The following is a 14,139-nucleotide window of genomic DNA, read 5'->3' as shown; positions in this document are numbered from 1 at the left end:
GAGCAGGCTAGCGGTTCGGGGGCAGGGGCGGCAGGGGTCAGCCCTGCGTCAGGCCCGCGACCAGCTCGTCCGCCGCCCGGTACGGGTCCAGTTCGCCGGTGACGATCCGCTCGGCGAGGGCGCTGAGACGGCGGTCGCCGTGCAGGTCGCCGATGCGTTCCCGCAGTGCCGTGACGGCGATGGTCTCCACCTCGTGGGCCGCGCGGGCCCGGCGGCGCTCGCCGAGGACGCCGCGTTCCTCCATCCACGCCCGGTGCTTCTCCAGGGCCTGCACGACCTCGTCGACGCCCTCGGCGCGGGCCGCGACCGTCTTGACGATCGGCGGGCGCCAGTCGCCGGGGCCACGGGACTCGCCCAGGCCCAGCATGTGGTTCAGCTCGCGGGCGGTGGCGTCGGCGCCGTCCCGGTCGGCCTTGTTGACGACGTACACGTCACCGATCTCCAGGATGCCGGCCTTCGCCGCCTGGATGCCGTCGCCCATGCCGGGGGCCAGCAGGACGACGGAGGTGTCCGCCTGGGAGGCGATCTCGACCTCCGACTGGCCGACGCCGACGGTCTCGACCAGGACCACGTCGCAGCCCGCCGCGTCCAGCACCCGGATGGCCTGGGGCGCCGCCCAGGCCAGGCCGCCGAGATGGCCGCGGGTCGCCATCGAGCGGATGTAGACGCCGGGGTCGGAGGCGTGCTCCGACATCCGGACCCGGTCGCCGAGCAGCGCGCCGCCGGAGAACGGCGAGGACGGGTCGACGGCCAGGACGCCGACCCGCCTGCCCTGCTTGCGGTACGCGGTGACGAGCGCGGAGGTGGAGGTGGACTTGCCGACGCCCGGTGAGCCCGTCAGGCCCACCACATAGGCGTTGCCGGTCAGCGGCGCCAGGGCCGCCATGACCTCCCTGAGCTGCGGGGACGCCCCCTCCACCAGCGAGATCAGCCGGGCCACGGCCCGCGGCCGGCCCTCTCTCGCCTGGGCGACCAGCGTGGCGACGTCCTGCATCACAGCTCCGTTCACTTCACCGACGTACCGGAACACGGCCCTACCGGACCTCAGGCCCTCGGCACCCGCACGATCAGCGCGTCACCCTGGCCGCCGCCGCCGCACAGCGCCGCCGCGCCGACGCCGCCGCCGCGGCGCTTCAGCTCCAGCGCCAAGTGGAGCACGAGACGGGCGCCCGACATGCCGATCGGGTGGCCGAGCGCGATGGCGCCGCCGTTGACGTTCACCTTTTCCGTGGACACGCCGAGGTCCTTCATTGACTGCACGGCGACCGCGGCGAAGGCCTCGTTGATCTCGATGAGGTCGAGGTCGGAGACGTCCAGGCCCTCCTTCTTCAGGGCGTGGCGGATGGCGTTGGACGGCTGGGACTGGAGGGAGTTGTCCGGGCCGGCCACGTTGCCGTGGGCGCCGATCTCGGCGAGCCACGTGAGGCCCAGCTCCTCCGCCTTGGCCTTGCTCATCACGACCACGGCCGCCGCACCGTCCGAGATCTGCGAGGCGGAGCCGGCGGTGATGGTGCCGTCCTTGGCGAAGGCCGGGCGCAGCCTGCCCAGGGACTCCGCGGTGGTGTCGCCGCGGATGCCCTCGTCCTTGCTGAACAGCACCGGGTCGCCCTTGCGCTGCGGGATCTCCACCGGTGTGATCTCGGCCTCGTACAGGCCGTTCTTCTGCGCGGCGGCGGCCCGCTGGTGGGACAGGGCGGCGATCTCGTCCTGCTCGGCGCGGCCGATGCCGAGCCGGGTGTTGTGCTTCTCGGTGGACTCGCCCATGGCGATTCCCTCGAAGGAGTCGGTCAGGCCGTCGTGGGCCATCGCGTCGAGCATCTCGACGGCGCCGTACTTGAAGCCCTCGCGGGAGTTCGGCAGCAGGTGCGGGGCGTTGGTCATGGACTCCTGGCCGCCGGCGACGACGATGTCGAACTCGCCGGCCCGGATCAGCTGGTCGGCCAGCGCGATCGCGTCGAGGCCGGACAGGCACACCTTGTTGATGGTGAGCGCCGGGACGTTCATCGGGATGCCGGCCTTGACCGCCGCCTGGCGGGCCGGGATCTGGCCCGCGCCGGCTTGCAGCACCTGGCCCATGATCACGTACTGCACCTGGTCGCCGCCGATCCCCGCACGGTCGAGGGCGGCCTTGATCGCGAAGCCGCCCAGGTCGGCTCCGGAGAAGGACTTCAGCGAGCCCAGCAGCCGCCCCATGGGCGTACGTGCGCCCGCGACGATCACCGAGCTGGTCGTTCCAGAAGACATGAGGTGCGATCCCCTTCCAGCTGACGAGCAGCCGAGGAGTGAACGAGGGTTTACTTCGAATGTACTGAGCCGGTGAGCACGCCGTCACCGGCCTGTCGGTGTGATCGCGCGCACGTTGCGTAACCACCCCGGGAGCGCTGCACTGAATCCATGCTGACGCGAATCGACCACATCGGGATCGCCTGCCACGACCTCGACACGACTGTCGAGTTCTACCGGGCCACGTACGGCTTCGAGGTGTTCCACACCGAGGTCAACGAGGAACAGGGCGTGCGCGAGGCCATGCTCAAGATCAACGAGACGTCGGACGGCGGCGCCTCCTACCTCCAGCTGCTGGAGCCGACCCGCGAGGACTCCGCGGTCGGCAAGTGGCTCGCGAAGAACGGGGAGGGCGTCCACCACATCGCTTTCGGTACGGCGGATGTGGACGGCGACGCCGCCGACATCCGCGGCAAGGGCGTACGCGTGCTGTACGAGGAGCCACGACGCGGCTCCATGGGGTCCCGGATCACCTTCCTGCACCCCAAGGACTGCCACGGTGTCCTGACAGAACTGGTCACTTCGGCCCCTGTTGAGTCGCCCGAGCACTGACCCCCGTACATAAGGGCCGGTAGGGTTGGGGGCGGTCGTCCCCGCACCCGGGGGCGACCGCATGCCGGGGTCCGGGTTTCGGGGGACGAGCGTCGGGGCGGCAGCCCGTGCTCCGCCGTTGATCTGACACCATTCCCCGGGGGTCCCGTCCGGCCGATGGACGGGGCTCGTTGCAGAAGCTGACCAGGGGACGGATGGGACCGCGCAGTGCGGGGCTACGAGAGCCAGGAGCGAGAGCCGGCGGCTGACGTCGACCACCTCTCTCGGTTCGAGGCCGAGATGAAGCGGCTGAGGACCGAGCGGGAAAAGGCGATCCAGCACGCCGAGGACCTCGGCTACCAGGTCGAGGTGCTGCGCGCCAAGCTGCACGAGGCGCGCCGCACCCTCATGACCCGGCCCGCCTACGACACGGGCGATCTCGGCTACCAGGCCGAGCAGTTGCTCCGCAATGCCCAGATGCAGGCCGAGCAGCTGCGCCAGGACGCCGAGCGGGAGCTGAGCCAGGCCCGGGCGCAGACCCAGCGCATCCTCCAGGAGCACGCCGAGCAGGCCGCCCGGCTGCAGGCCGAGCTGCACCAGGAGGCGGTGACCCGGCGCCAGCAGCTCGACCAGGAGCTGGCCGAACGCAGGGCCACCGTCGAGTCGCACGTCAACGAGAACGTGGCCTGGGCCGAGCAGTTGCGGGCCCGGACCGAGGCGCAGGCCCGCCGGCTGCTCGACGAGTCCCGCGCGGAGGCCGAGCAGGCCATGGCGACCGCCCGCGCGGAGGCCGAACGGCTGACCCGGGAGGCCCGGGAGCGGCTCCAGAGCGACGCCGAGAGCGCCCGCGCGGAGGCCGAGCAGATCCTGCGCCGCGCCCGCACGGACGCCGAGCGGCTGCTGAACGCCGCCTCCAACCAGGCCCAGGAGGCTACCGAGCACGCCGAGCAGCTGCGCACCGCCACGGTCACCGAGTCGGACAGCGCCCGCCGGCAGGCCGCCGAGCTGAGCCGGGCCGCCGAGGAGCGGATGACGGCGGCCGAGGAGGCGCTGCGCAAGGCGCAGGCCGAGGCCGACAAGGTGGTCACGGAGGCGAAGGAGGCCGCCGCCAAGGCCCTCGCGAGCGCCGAGGCCGCCAACGAGACGCGCACGCGCACCGCCAAGGAGCAGGTCGCCCGGCTGGTCGAGGAGGCCACCAAGGAGGCCGAGCACACCCGGTCCGAGGCCGAGCAGCTGGTCGCCGACGCGCGGGCCCAGGCCGAGAAGCTCGTCGCCGAGGCCGCCGAGAAGGCCCGCTCGATCACCGCCGAGGAGACCGCCACCCAGCTGTCCAAGGCGGCCAGGACCGCCGAGGACGTCCTGAACAAGGCCTCGGAGGACGCCCGGAGGACCACCAGGGCCGCCGCCGAGGAGGCCGAGCGGATCCGCAGCGAGGCCGAGGCCGAGGCGGACCGGCTGCGCGCCGAGGCGCACGACATCGCCGAGCAGCTCAAGGGCGCGGCGAAGGACGACACCAAGGAGTACCGCGCCAAGACGGTCGGGCTCCAGGAGGAGGCCCGCCGGCTGCGCGGCGAGGCCGAGCAGCTGCGCGCCGACGCCGTCACCGAGGGCGAGTCGATCCGCGCCGAGGCCCGCCGCGAGGCGGTCGCGCAGATCGAGGAGGCGGCCAGGACCGCCGAGGAACTGCTGGCCAAGGCCAAGGCGGACGCCGACGAGCTGCGGCAGTCCGCGACCGCCGACAGCGAGAAGGTCCGCACCGAGGCCATCGAGCGTGCCACGGCACTGCGCCGGCAGGCCGAGGAGACCCTGGAGCGTGCCCGCAAGGAGGCCGAGCGGCTGCGCGCCGAGGCCGCCGAGCAGGCCGAGACGGTCGGCGCGGACGCCGAGAAGGCCGCCCGCGAGCTGCGCGAGGAGACCGAGAAGGGCCTGGAGGCCCGCCGTACCGAGGCCGCCGAGGAGCTGGGCCGCCTCCAGACGGAGGCGCAGGAGCGGCTGGCGGGGGCCGAGAAGGCGCTGGCCGACGCCCGCGAGGAGGCCGCCCGGATCCGCCGGGAGGCCGCCGAGGAGGCCGAGCGGCTGCGTACCGAGGCCGCCGAGCGGATCCGTACGCTCCAGCAGCAGGCCGAGGCGGAGGCGGACCGGCTCCGCGACGAGGCCGCGTCCGACGCGTCCGCCTCCCGCGCCGAGGGCGAGGCCATCGCCGTACGGCTGCGTTCCGAGGCCGCCGCCGAGGCCGAGCGGCTGAAGGTGGAGGCCCAGGACACCGCCGACCGGGTGCGCGCGGAGGCGCAGGCCGCCGCCGAGCGGCTGGGCACCGAGGCGTCCGAGACGCTGGCCGCCGCCCAGGAGGAGGCCGCCCGGCGCCGCCGCGAGGCCGAGGAGCTCCTCGGCGCGGCCCGCGAGGAGGCCGGCCAGGAGCGGCAGCGGGCCCGCGAGCAGAGCGAGGAGCTGCTCGCGTCGGCGCGCACGCGGGTCGAGGAGGCCCAGGCGGAGGCGACCCGGCTGGTCGAGGAGGCCGACCGGCGCGCCACCGAGATGGTCGCCGCCGCCGAACAGCACGCCCAGCAGGTACGGGACTCCGTCGCCGGGCTGCACGAGCAGGCGCAGGAGGAGATCGCCGGGCTGCGTTCGGCCGCCGAGCACGTGGCGGACCGTACGAAGCGGGAGGCCCAGGAGGAGGCGGACCGGGTCCGCGCCGACGCCTACGCCGAGCGGGAGCGGGCCGGCGAGGACGCCTCCCGGGTGCGGCGCGAGGCGCACGAGGAGACTCAGGCCGCGAAGGCGCTGGCCGAGCGGACGGTCGCGGAGGCGATCGCGGAGGCCGAGCGGCTGCGCTCGGACGCGGGCGAGTACGCCCAGCGGGCGCGCACCGAGGCGTCGGACGCCCTGGCCGAGGCCGACCAGGCGGCGGCCCGTACCCGGGCGGACGCCCGCGAGGACGCCAACCGCATCCGTTCGGACGCGGCCACCCAGGCGGACACGCTCATCACCGAGGTCCGCAACGAGGCCGAACGGCTCCAGACCGAGACGGCCGCCGAGGCCGAGCGGGTGCGCACCGAGGCGCTGACCGAGGCCGAGCGGCTGCGCACGGAGACGGCCGCCGAGGCCGACCGGGTGCGCACCGAGGCGCTCACGGAGGCGGAGCGGCTGCGCGCCGAGGCCCTCGCCGAGGCCGACCGGGTCCGGTCGGAGGCCGTCGCGGGCGCCGAGCAGCTCATCGGGGACGCCACCGGCGACGCCGAGCGGCTGCGCGCCGAGGCCGCCGAGACCGTCGGTTCCGCGCAGACGCACGCCGAGCGGCTGCGGGCGGAGGCCGAGCGGCTCAGGACGGACGCGGAGACCGAGGCCGAACGGCTCGTCAACTCCGCGCGCGAGGAGGCGGAACGGACTCTGGACGAGGCCCGCGCGGAGGCCAACAAGCGGCGTTCGGAGGCGGCGGAGCAGGTCGACACGCTCATCACGGAGACCGCGGCCGAGGCCGACAAGCTGCTCACCGAGGCGCAGCAGCAGGCGCTGAAGACCACCACGGACGCCGAGTCGCAGGCCGACACGATGGTCGGCGCGGCCCGCAGCGAGGCCGAGCGGATCGTCTCCACGGCGACCGTCGAGGGCAACTCACTGGTGGAGAAGGCCCGTACGGACGCGGACGAGCTGCTGGTCGGCGCCCGCCGGGACGCCACCGCGATCAGGGAGCGCGCGGAGGAGCTGCGCGACCGCGTCACCACCGAGATCGAGGAACTGCACGAGCGGGCCAGGCGTGAGGCCGCCGAGACGATGAAGTCGACCGGCGACCGCTGCGACGCGCTCATCAAGGCCGCCGAGGAGCAGCTGGCGAAGGCCGAGGCGAAGGCCAAGCAGCTGGTGTCGGACGCCGATTCGGAGGCGGGCAAGGTGCGCATCGCCGCGGTCAGGAAGGCGGAGGGGCTCCTCAAGGAGGCCGAGCAGAAGAAGGCCCGCCTCATCAAGGAGGCCGAGGAGCTGAAGGCGGAGGCGATCCGCGAGGCCCGGCGCACGGTGGAGGAGGGCAAGCGCGAGCTGGAGATCCTGGTGCGCCGGCGCGAGGACATCAACACCGAGATCTCCCGAGTCCAGGACGTCCTGGAGGCGCTGGAGTCCTTCGAGGCCCCGGTGGCCGGCAAGGACGGCGGAGTCAAGGCGGGCGCCACCGTGGGTGCCCCCCGATCGGGTGGCAAGTCGTCGGACGGCTAGCGGGAAGGGTGGATTCCGGTGTCTTCTGGCGGCTTTGCCCGGGTCCTGGGCCGGCCGTACGCCGGTCAGCCACCCGAAAGTGGTGCCATTCTCCAGATCAAAACCGTATCCGCTCGATGACACACCGCTTCGGCCCCTAGGATTCCCCTTATCACCTCACCGGTCTCATTCGACAGGAACCCCATGAGCGACACTTCCCCCTACGGCTTCGAGCTTGTGCGGCGTGGGTACGACCGCGCTCAGGTGGACGAACGTATCTCCAAGCTCGTCTCCGACCGTGACAGCGCTCTCTCCCGTATCACCGCCCTGGAGAAGCGCATCGAGGAGCTCCACCTCGAAACGCAGAACGCCCAGGCCCAGGTCAGCGACGCCGAGCCGTCGTACGCGGGTCTCGGCGCGCGGGTCGAGAAGATCCTGCGCCTGGCCGAGGAAGAGGCCAAGGAGCTGCGTGAGGAGGCCCGGCGCGCGGCCGAGCAGCACCGCGACCTCGCCGAGTCGGCGGCCCAGCAGGTCCGCAACGACGCCGAGTCCTACGCCACCGAGCGCAAGGCCAAGGCCGAGGACGAGGGCGTCCGGATCGTCGAGAAGGCCAAGTCCGACGCCTCCCAGCTGCGTTCCGACGCGCAGAAGGACGCGCAGTCCAAGCGGGAGGAGGCGGACGCCCTCTTCGAGGAGACCCGCGCCAAGGCCGCGCAGGCCGCCGCCGACTTCGAGACGAACCTCGCCAAGCGCCGCGAGCAGTCCGAGCGCGATCTGGCCTCCCGTCAGCAGAAGGCCGAGAAGCGCCTCGCCGAGATCGAGCACCGCGCCGAGCAGCTCCGCCTGGAGGCGGAGAAGCTGCGTACCGACGCCGAGCGCCGCGCCCGCCAGACGGTGGAGACGGCCCAGCGCCAGGCCGAGGACATCGTGGCCGACGCCAACGCCAAGGCCGACCGCATCCGTTCGGAGTCCGAGCGGGAGCTGGCGGCACTCACCAACCGCCGCGACAGCATCAACGCCCAGCTGACGAACGTCCGCGAGATGCTCGCCACGCTGACCGGCGCCGCGGTGGCCGCGGCCGGCACGTCCACCGACGACGAGCCGGTCTCCCGGGGTGTGCCGGCACAGCAGTCCCGTTGAGTCCGGGGGGCCGTACCGCACAGTGAGGCCGTGAGGGGCGGTGGGGACCTTCCCACCGCCCCTTTCGCCTTCCCACCGCCTCTTTCGCCATCCCACCGCCTCTTTCGCCCTCCCACCGCCCCTTTCGCGCTCCCGCGCGCCGTCGCGCGGGTAGCCTGGAGCACGAGGACCGGGCCTCGCGGAAGGGGGCGACGGTATGGCGGTCAGTGAACGCGACCTCGAGGACGCCGTCCGCGGCCTGCTCGACCGCAGGGCCCCGGGGGCGTCCGTCTGCCCCTCGGACGTGGCCCGCGCGGTCCACCCGCGCGCGGACGAGGGATGGCGGGAGCTGATGGAGCCCGTCCGCCGGGCCGCGGCCCGGCTCGCCGCCCGGGGTGAGGTGGAGATCACCCAGCACGGCACGCCCGTCGATCCCGCCCGCGCCCGCGGTCCCGTCCGCATCCGCCGCCCCGCCTGACGGAAGTCGTCCGGCCCGACGGAAGTCGCCCCGACACCGCATCCGGCGTCACCTCCGTCCCCCGCGCCGCCCCTGGCCGGGCGGGACTCGCGGTGGACGCACAGACACCGCGCGTGACGTCCCGGCTTTACCCGCTCTTGAGCGGAACCGTCAGCGCCCCGATATCCTCCTAACCCTTACGGGGGCGTGTGCCCCGCTGTCCTGAACCTTTTGATGGGTGCGGAGCATGATCGAGGCTGTCGGCCTGACCAAGCGCTACGGCGACAAGACCGCCGTGTACAACCTTTCCTTCCAGGTGCGGCCCGGCGCCGTCACCGGCTTCCTCGGCCCCAACGGCTCGGGCAAGTCCACGACGATGCGGATGATCCTCGGTCTGGACAACCCCACGTCCGGTGCGGTGACGATCGGCGGCTATCCCTACCGCAGGCTGCCCAACGCCCCCCGGCAGGTCGGCGCGCTGCTCGACGCCAAGGCCGTGCACGGTGGCCGCAGTGCCCGCAACCATCTGCTGAGCCTCGCCCAGCTGTCGGGCATCCCGGCCCGCCGGGTGGACGAGGTGCTCGGGGTCGTCGGCCTCCAGGACGTGGCCAGGCGGCGCTCCAAGGGCTTCTCGCTCGGCATGGGGCAGCGCCTCGGCATCGCCGCCGCACTGCTCGGCGACCCCCAGGTGCTGCTCTTCGACGAGCCGGTCAACGGCCTCGACCCCGAGGGCATCCTCTGGGTGCGCAACCTGATGCGCGCGCTCGCCGCCGAGGGCCGTACGGTCTTCGTCTCCTCCCATCTGATGAGCGAGATGGCGCTGACCGCCGACCACCTCATCGTCATCGGGCGCGGACAGCTGCTCGCCGACATGAGCGTGCGGGACTTCATCTCGGCCAACTCCGCCGACTTCGCGCGCGTCCGCACCCCCGACACGGACCCCCAGCTGCGCGAGAAGCTGACCTCCGCGCTCACCGGGGCGGGCGGGCACGTCATGCCCGAGCAGGACGGCGCGCTGCGCGTCACCGGGCTGCCACTGCCCCGTATCAGCGACCTGGCCCACGAGACGGACGTACGGCTGTGGGAGCTGTCGCCGCACCAGGCCTCGCTGGAGGAGGCGTACATGCGGATGACGCAGGGCGCCGTGGACTACCGCTCCACGATCGACCAGAAGGCGGGCCTCCAGCAGCCGCTGCCGCCCGGCGCCCAGCCGCCCATGCCGGTCCCCGGCCAGGGCCAGCCCGGCTGGTACGCCCCGCCGCCGCCCCAGCAGGGCGGCCGGCCGTTCGCGCCGGCGGCGTACGGCGCCCCGGGCGCGGGCACCGCCAACCCGTACGCCCAGCAGCCCGCGCAGGCACAGCCGTCCGCGCCGGCCCCGGCGGCCCCGGCCTCGCAGGCCCCGGTCAGCCCGCCCGCGCCGCAGCAGGCGCCCGCCGACGCGGCCCCCGCGCCCGCCGCCGATGCCGCGCCGGCCGCCTCCGTCACCGCCGACCCGACCCAGCCCGAGGACGCCCGATGAGCACCCCGCAGCCCCCGATGCCACAGGCCCCCGCCGCCGTGCCCCACTGGCAGGCGGCGCCCGGTGGGCCGTACCCCGGCTACACCTCGCCCATCCCGGTCGTGCGCACCCACCTCGGACACGCGCTGGCCTCCGAGTGGACGAAGATCAGGTCGGTGCGGTCGACCATGTGGACGCTCGGCGTCTTCGTGCTGCTCGTCCTCGGTATCGGTCTGCTGGCCGGCGCCCTGGTCGACGCCCACTCCGACTCCTCGAGCATGTCCGGCGAGAACCCGCTGTCCTTCGGCCTCTTCGGCCTGCTCCTCGGCAGCATCTGCATCATGACGCTCGGCGTGCTGACCACGGCCTCCGAGTACGGCACCGGCATGATCCGTACGACGATGACCGCGTGCCCCAGCCGGGCCCGGGTGCTCGCCGCCAAGTCGATCGTGTTCTTCACGGTCGCGTTCGTCGTCACCCTGGTCTCGTCCGGCTTCGTGGCCATGGTCCAGGCGTCCATGCTGGCGGACACCGGCGCCCGGTCCCCCTCCGGGGGCGAGTGGTTCAAGGCCACCGTCGGCATCAGCCTCTACATCGCCCTGCTGGGGCTGTTCTCGCTGCTCGTCGGCTCGGTCATCCGGCACTCGGCGGGCGCCGTCACCCTCATGATCGGCGTACTGCTCGCGCCGCTGGTGCTCGCGCTGTTCATGGCGACGGAGTCCCTCAGCAAGGTGCGCGAATGGCTCTTCGAGTACTCGATCCCGAACCAGCTGAGCGTCTTCTACGCCAACTCCCTGAGCGAGTCCGGCCCCTCGGGCTGGGACCCGCTGTGGATCATGCTGGGCCTGACCGCGGTGATGTACGCGGGCGCGTACGCGCTGCTGCGGAGCCGGGACGTGTGAGCCACCGGTATCCGAGACCCAGGGGGCCGAGACCCCCGGCCGACGGGCCGGCCTAGAACCTCGGAGCGTTACGGGACCGCTGCACCCGCGTGGTGCGGCGGTCCTTCGCGTTCCAGCACGCCTTGTGCCAGTGCCGGCGTTCGTCGACGCCCGAATACTCCGGCCAGGCCACCACATGCGGCACCGCGGAGGGGATCAGCTGGTCACAGCCCGGGCAGCGGTACATCTTGCCCTGCGCGCTCGCCCCGGCGACCTGCCGCACGCTCCACTGCTCGCCCTGCCAGTCCTCGCTGGACTGCCAGCCGCCGTACCGGCCGGCGCGGTCGTCCTCGGCGCTCCGGCCCGGTGATCCGGCTGCGTTCGGTCGGTTACGACGCGGAGACACGGGACACCTCTCGGGGCTATACAGGAAGCACGGGCCGCCTCCAGCCTACGCGCCGCCGGGCCGGGTACGCGTAGGGAACCAACCCGTACAAGTCCCCCTCCAGGGCCACCCATTCTAAAGACAATCCGCAAATCTTTCCGCGAGGCCGTGTCCTGCGCACGTGTCAGACGGTTATGCCGGGCGGGGGAGCTCCGGGTCGGAGCCAAGGAAGCAGGAATGCGATGCGCGTAGGTAGTTTTGTGCTGGCGGCCCAGTTCCCGGGCCAGGGCCCCGGGGAGGCCCTGCACCGGGCGGTCCGCTCCGCGGAGGTCGCCGAGCAGGCCGGGCTGGACGCGGTCTGGCTGGCCGAGCACCACTTCGTGCCCTACGGCACATGCCCGTCCGCCGTCACCCTGGCCGCGCTGCTGCTCGGCCGCACCGACCGCATCCAGGTCGGCACAGCGGTCAGCGTACTGCCCACCGCCCACCCCGTCGCCCTCGGCGAACAGGCGGCACTGCTGCACCTGACGAGCGGCGGACGGTTCACGCTCGGCGTCGGACGCGGCGGCCCCTGGGTGGACCTGGAGGTGTTCGGCACGGGCCTCCAGGCGTACGAACACGGGTTCCCGGAGTCCCTCGATCTGCTGCTGCGCTGGCTGACCGAGCCGTCGGTCGGGGCCTCGGGCGCACGGTTCTCCTTCCGCGAGGTGCCGGTCGTCCCCCGCCCCTGCGAGGCCCTGACGGACACCCCCGGCCCCGAGGTCGTCCTCGCCTGCACCTCGCCGGGGAGCGTACGGCTGGCCGCCGAGCGCGGGCTGCCGATGCTCCTCGGCATGCACGTCGGTGACGAGGAGAAGGCCGAGATGGTCGCCCTGTGGCAGCGCTGCGCCCGTGCGGCCGGAAGGACGGGCGAGGAGATCGCGGCCGCCGCCCATGTGTCGGCCGGCGTCTGCCAGCTCGCCGACCGGCGCACGGACGCGGTGGAGACCCTGACGAAGGCGATGCCGGACTGGCTGAGCCAGGGCCTCCAGGCGCACGTGACGGTGGACGGACGGGCGCGCGCGATGCGCGACCCGCACGCCTACACCGAACTGCTCTGCGGGCTGCACCCGGTCGGCACCCCCCGGCTCGCCGCCGACCGGCTCGCGGCCACCTCCGAACGCACCGGCATCTCCCGCTTCGCCCTCCTGACGGAGGGCTCCGGCGATCTCGCGGCCACGGAGGAGAACCTACGGCGCCTCGGCGCCGAGGTGCTGCCCCAGGTGCGCTGAGCCGCTTAGCACGCGCAGGCCACCTGGGGGGCTTGCCGCCCCGGGACGGGAAGGGTGCTCCCGTGGGTGGAGCGGCAAGCGGACGGCTCACCGAAGCGGCCGTACCGAGGCGTGCGTCAGCAGTCCCGGAACTCCGGCGACTGGTTCAGCAACTGGCTGCGTACCGAGGTGAAGCGGGCCAACGTCTCGTCCACCGAGGCGTCCAGCGGGAACACCGCCACCCGGTGGCAGTTCTGGAAGGCCAGCCGCACACCGAAGTGCCGCTGAAGCGCGCCGCGTATGGCATCACTCGCGAGCGCACGCAGCAGCTGACCGCGTGCCCGCTCGTCCGGCGGAGGCGTCTGGTTGTCGGCGAAGGAGCCACCGTCCACCTTCAGCTGGGCCACCAGGGAGCTGATCATCTCCCATGCGTAGGGCAGGGAGGTCCGGACGCAGTCGACGAATGCTGCTTCGTCGACCTCGCCTCGCTCGGCCTGTTCGAGTAGGGCCGGTGAGACGTCGAGCGACATGGGTTCTCCTCTCGCACCCCCGAAGAGCAGGGGTTGCCGGACAGGTAAGGGAGTTCACGATCCGGAACACGCTCAGTACATGCGCCGCGACCTCCCGTTCTCTACGGTAGGCAACGGTCGGTGACCACACCAGCAGAATGCGTATATGGGGCGGTCCCGTTGCGCCCACAATCGGCCAGGGATGAACAAGAGTTTCCAGGGACAAAGGGGACGATCCACTGGGAGCGGGGCGGGTGGATCGCGAGCACCTGCGGGTGTCGAGTAGCGTTGCCGACCATGCGTCTCGTCATTGCCCGATGCTCGGTCGACTACGCCGGCCGGCTCACCGCCCATCTGCCCTCGGCGCCCCGACTCATCCTGGTCAAGGCGGACGGCAGCGTCTCCATCCACGCCGACGACCGGGCCTACAAGCCGCTCAACTGGATGTCGCCGCCCTGCGCCCTGAAGGAGGGCAAGGGCGAGGACGAGGGCGTGTGGACCGTCGTCAACAAGGCGGGCGAGAAACTGATCATCACGATGGAGGAGATCCTCCACGACTCCTCGCACGAACTCGGCGTGGACCCGGGTCTGATCAAGGACGGCGTGGAAGCGCACCTCCAGGAGCTGCTCGCCGACCGCATCGAGACGCTCGGCGAGGGCTACTCGCTCATCCGCCGTGAGTACATGACCGCGATCGGCCCGGTGGACATCCTCTGCCGGGACGCCGACGGGCAGACCGTCGCCGTCGAGATCAAGCGGCGGGGCGAGATCGACGGCGTGGAGCAACTCACGCGGTACCTGGAGCTGTTGAACCGCGACCCGCACCTCGCCCCGGTCCGCGGTGTGTTCGCCGCCCAGGAGATCAAGCCCCAGGCCCGCGTCCTCGCCACCGACCGCGGCATCAACTGCCAGATCCTGGACTACAACGCCCTGCGCGGCATCGAGGACGACAAGCTCCGCCTCTTCTGACCCGGTTCACCCGACTCCGCCGCGCGTCCGCGGCACGCTCCCGCGCCGCCCGCGCTCCGGCGCTACCGC

Annotated in this window: 12 protein-coding genes; 8 read left to right on the top strand and 4 right to left on the bottom strand. The window is 72.8% G+C overall.

All coding sequences use genetic code 11. The features are described from left to right. Positions 1–37 precede the first annotated feature (37 nt). Together meaB and ABZ117_RS13160 are read right to left on the bottom strand one after the other, a co-directional pair. Positions 38–994: a methylmalonyl Co-A mutase-associated GTPase MeaB gene (meaB, locus tag ABZ117_RS13165; RefSeq protein WP_356820159.1), complete on the bottom strand. Its 957-nt coding sequence runs from the start codon at positions 992–994 to the stop codon at positions 38–40. 50 nt (positions 995–1,044) lie between these two features. After that, complete coding sequence (locus ABZ117_RS13160) at positions 1,045–2,244, bottom strand: acetyl-CoA C-acetyltransferase (RefSeq protein ID WP_356820157.1); 1,200 nt, start codon at positions 2,242–2,244, stop codon at positions 1,045–1,047. 150 nt (positions 2,245–2,394) lie between these two features. Between ABZ117_RS13160 and mce the strand changes: the two genes are divergently transcribed. The 6 genes from mce (at position 2,395) to ABZ117_RS13130 (ending at position 10,978) form a co-directional block, all read left to right on the top strand. Continuing rightward, the gene (gene mce / locus ABZ117_RS13155; RefSeq protein WP_356820155.1) at positions 2,395–2,835 is read left to right on the top strand and encodes a methylmalonyl-CoA epimerase; all 441 of its coding nucleotides are present in this window, start codon (positions 2,395–2,397) and stop codon (positions 2,833–2,835) included. A gap of 207 nt (positions 2,836–3,042) precedes the next feature. After that, a complete protein-coding gene (gene scy, locus ABZ117_RS13150) occupies positions 3,043–7,023 on the top strand; it encodes a polarized growth protein Scy (RefSeq protein WP_356820153.1) in 3,981 nt (1,326 codons plus the stop codon). 183 nt (positions 7,024–7,206) lie between these two features. Then, entirely contained in the window at positions 7,207–8,142 is a 936-nt protein-coding gene (locus ABZ117_RS13145) for a cellulose-binding protein (protein WP_356820151.1), read from the top strand. Positions 8,143–8,338: 196 nt separating this feature from the next. Further along, positions 8,339–8,599 (top strand): DUF3253 domain-containing protein, encoded by a 261-nt coding sequence (locus ABZ117_RS13140; RefSeq protein ID WP_356820150.1) that lies wholly within the window; start codon positions 8,339–8,341, stop codon positions 8,597–8,599. Positions 8,600–8,825: 226 nt separating this feature from the next. Beyond that, positions 8,826–10,097 carry an ABC transporter ATP-binding protein gene (locus tag ABZ117_RS13135; protein ID WP_356820148.1) on the top strand — a complete coding sequence of 424 codons (1,272 nt, stop codon included), beginning with the start codon at positions 8,826–8,828 and terminating at the stop codon, positions 10,095–10,097. Then, on the top strand, positions 10,094–10,978 hold the full coding sequence (locus ABZ117_RS13130; RefSeq protein ID WP_356820147.1) for an ABC transporter permease: 885 nt from the start codon (positions 10,094–10,096) through the stop codon (positions 10,976–10,978). The genes ABZ117_RS13135 and ABZ117_RS13130 overlap by 4 nt, the downstream gene beginning before the upstream one ends. 52 nt (positions 10,979–11,030) lie before the next feature. Here ABZ117_RS13130 and ABZ117_RS13125 read toward each other — a convergent pair whose 3' ends face one another. Beyond that, positions 11,031–11,363, bottom strand: coding sequence for an ATP/GTP-binding protein (locus ABZ117_RS13125; RefSeq protein ID WP_356820145.1), 333 nt, complete (start codon positions 11,361–11,363; stop codon positions 11,031–11,033). 221 nt (positions 11,364–11,584) lie between these two features. On the opposite strand from ABZ117_RS13125, the gene ABZ117_RS13120 reads away from it, so the two are divergent. After that, positions 11,585–12,613 carry an LLM class flavin-dependent oxidoreductase gene (locus tag ABZ117_RS13120; RefSeq protein WP_356820143.1) on the top strand — a complete coding sequence of 343 codons (1,029 nt, stop codon included), beginning with the start codon at positions 11,585–11,587 and terminating at the stop codon, positions 12,611–12,613. 116 nt (positions 12,614–12,729) lie between these two features. On the opposite strand, the gene ABZ117_RS13115 is transcribed toward ABZ117_RS13120, so the two are convergent. Next, the gene (locus ABZ117_RS13115) at positions 12,730–13,122 is read right to left on the bottom strand and encodes an SCO5389 family protein (RefSeq protein WP_121786857.1); all 393 of its coding nucleotides are present in this window, start codon (positions 13,120–13,122) and stop codon (positions 12,730–12,732) included. A gap of 276 nt (positions 13,123–13,398) precedes the next feature. On the opposite strand from ABZ117_RS13115, the gene nucS reads away from it, so the two are divergent. Beyond that, positions 13,399–14,070, top strand: a complete 672-nt coding sequence (gene nucS / locus ABZ117_RS13110; protein ID WP_121786858.1) for an endonuclease NucS — start codon at positions 13,399–13,401, stop codon at positions 14,068–14,070. The last annotated feature ends 69 nt before the right edge of the window (positions 14,071–14,139 follow it).

Origin of the sequence: Streptomyces sp. NPDC006309, from assembly GCF_040613095.1 — a bacterium.
GTDB lineage: Bacteria > Actinomycetota > Actinomycetes > Streptomycetales > Streptomycetaceae > Streptomyces.
The sequence above is the reverse complement of the archived record's forward strand: the minus strand, read 5'-3'. Positions and strand labels throughout refer to the sequence as shown.

Excerpts from the sequence above, each read along its gene's own strand:
- ABZ117_RS13140 (WP_356820150.1), top strand. The coding sequence starts at position 8,339 with ATGGCGGTCAGTGAACGCGACCTCGAGGACGCCGTCCGCGGCCTGCTC.
- nucS (WP_121786858.1), top strand. The coding sequence starts at position 13,399 with ATGCGTCTCGTCATTGCCCGATGCTCGGTCGACTACGCCGGCCGGCTC.
- mce (WP_356820155.1), top strand. The coding sequence starts at position 2,395 with ATGCTGACGCGAATCGACCACATCGGGATCGCCTGCCACGACCTCGAC.
- ABZ117_RS13135 (WP_356820148.1), top strand. The coding sequence starts at position 8,826 with ATGATCGAGGCTGTCGGCCTGACCAAGCGCTACGGCGACAAGACCGCC.
- meaB (WP_356820159.1), bottom strand. The coding sequence starts at position 994 with ATGCAGGACGTCGCCACGCTGGTCGCCCAGGCGAGAGAGGGCCGGCCG.
- ABZ117_RS13130 (WP_356820147.1), top strand. The coding sequence starts at position 10,094 with ATGAGCACCCCGCAGCCCCCGATGCCACAGGCCCCCGCCGCCGTGCCC.
- ABZ117_RS13160 (WP_356820157.1), bottom strand. The coding sequence starts at position 2,244 with ATGTCTTCTGGAACGACCAGCTCGGTGATCGTCGCGGGCGCACGTACG.
- ABZ117_RS13120 (WP_356820143.1), top strand. The coding sequence starts at position 11,585 with ATGCGCGTAGGTAGTTTTGTGCTGGCGGCCCAGTTCCCGGGCCAGGGC.
- ABZ117_RS13115 (WP_121786857.1), bottom strand. The coding sequence starts at position 13,122 with ATGTCGCTCGACGTCTCACCGGCCCTACTCGAACAGGCCGAGCGAGGC.
- ABZ117_RS13145 (WP_356820151.1), top strand. The coding sequence starts at position 7,207 with ATGAGCGACACTTCCCCCTACGGCTTCGAGCTTGTGCGGCGTGGGTAC.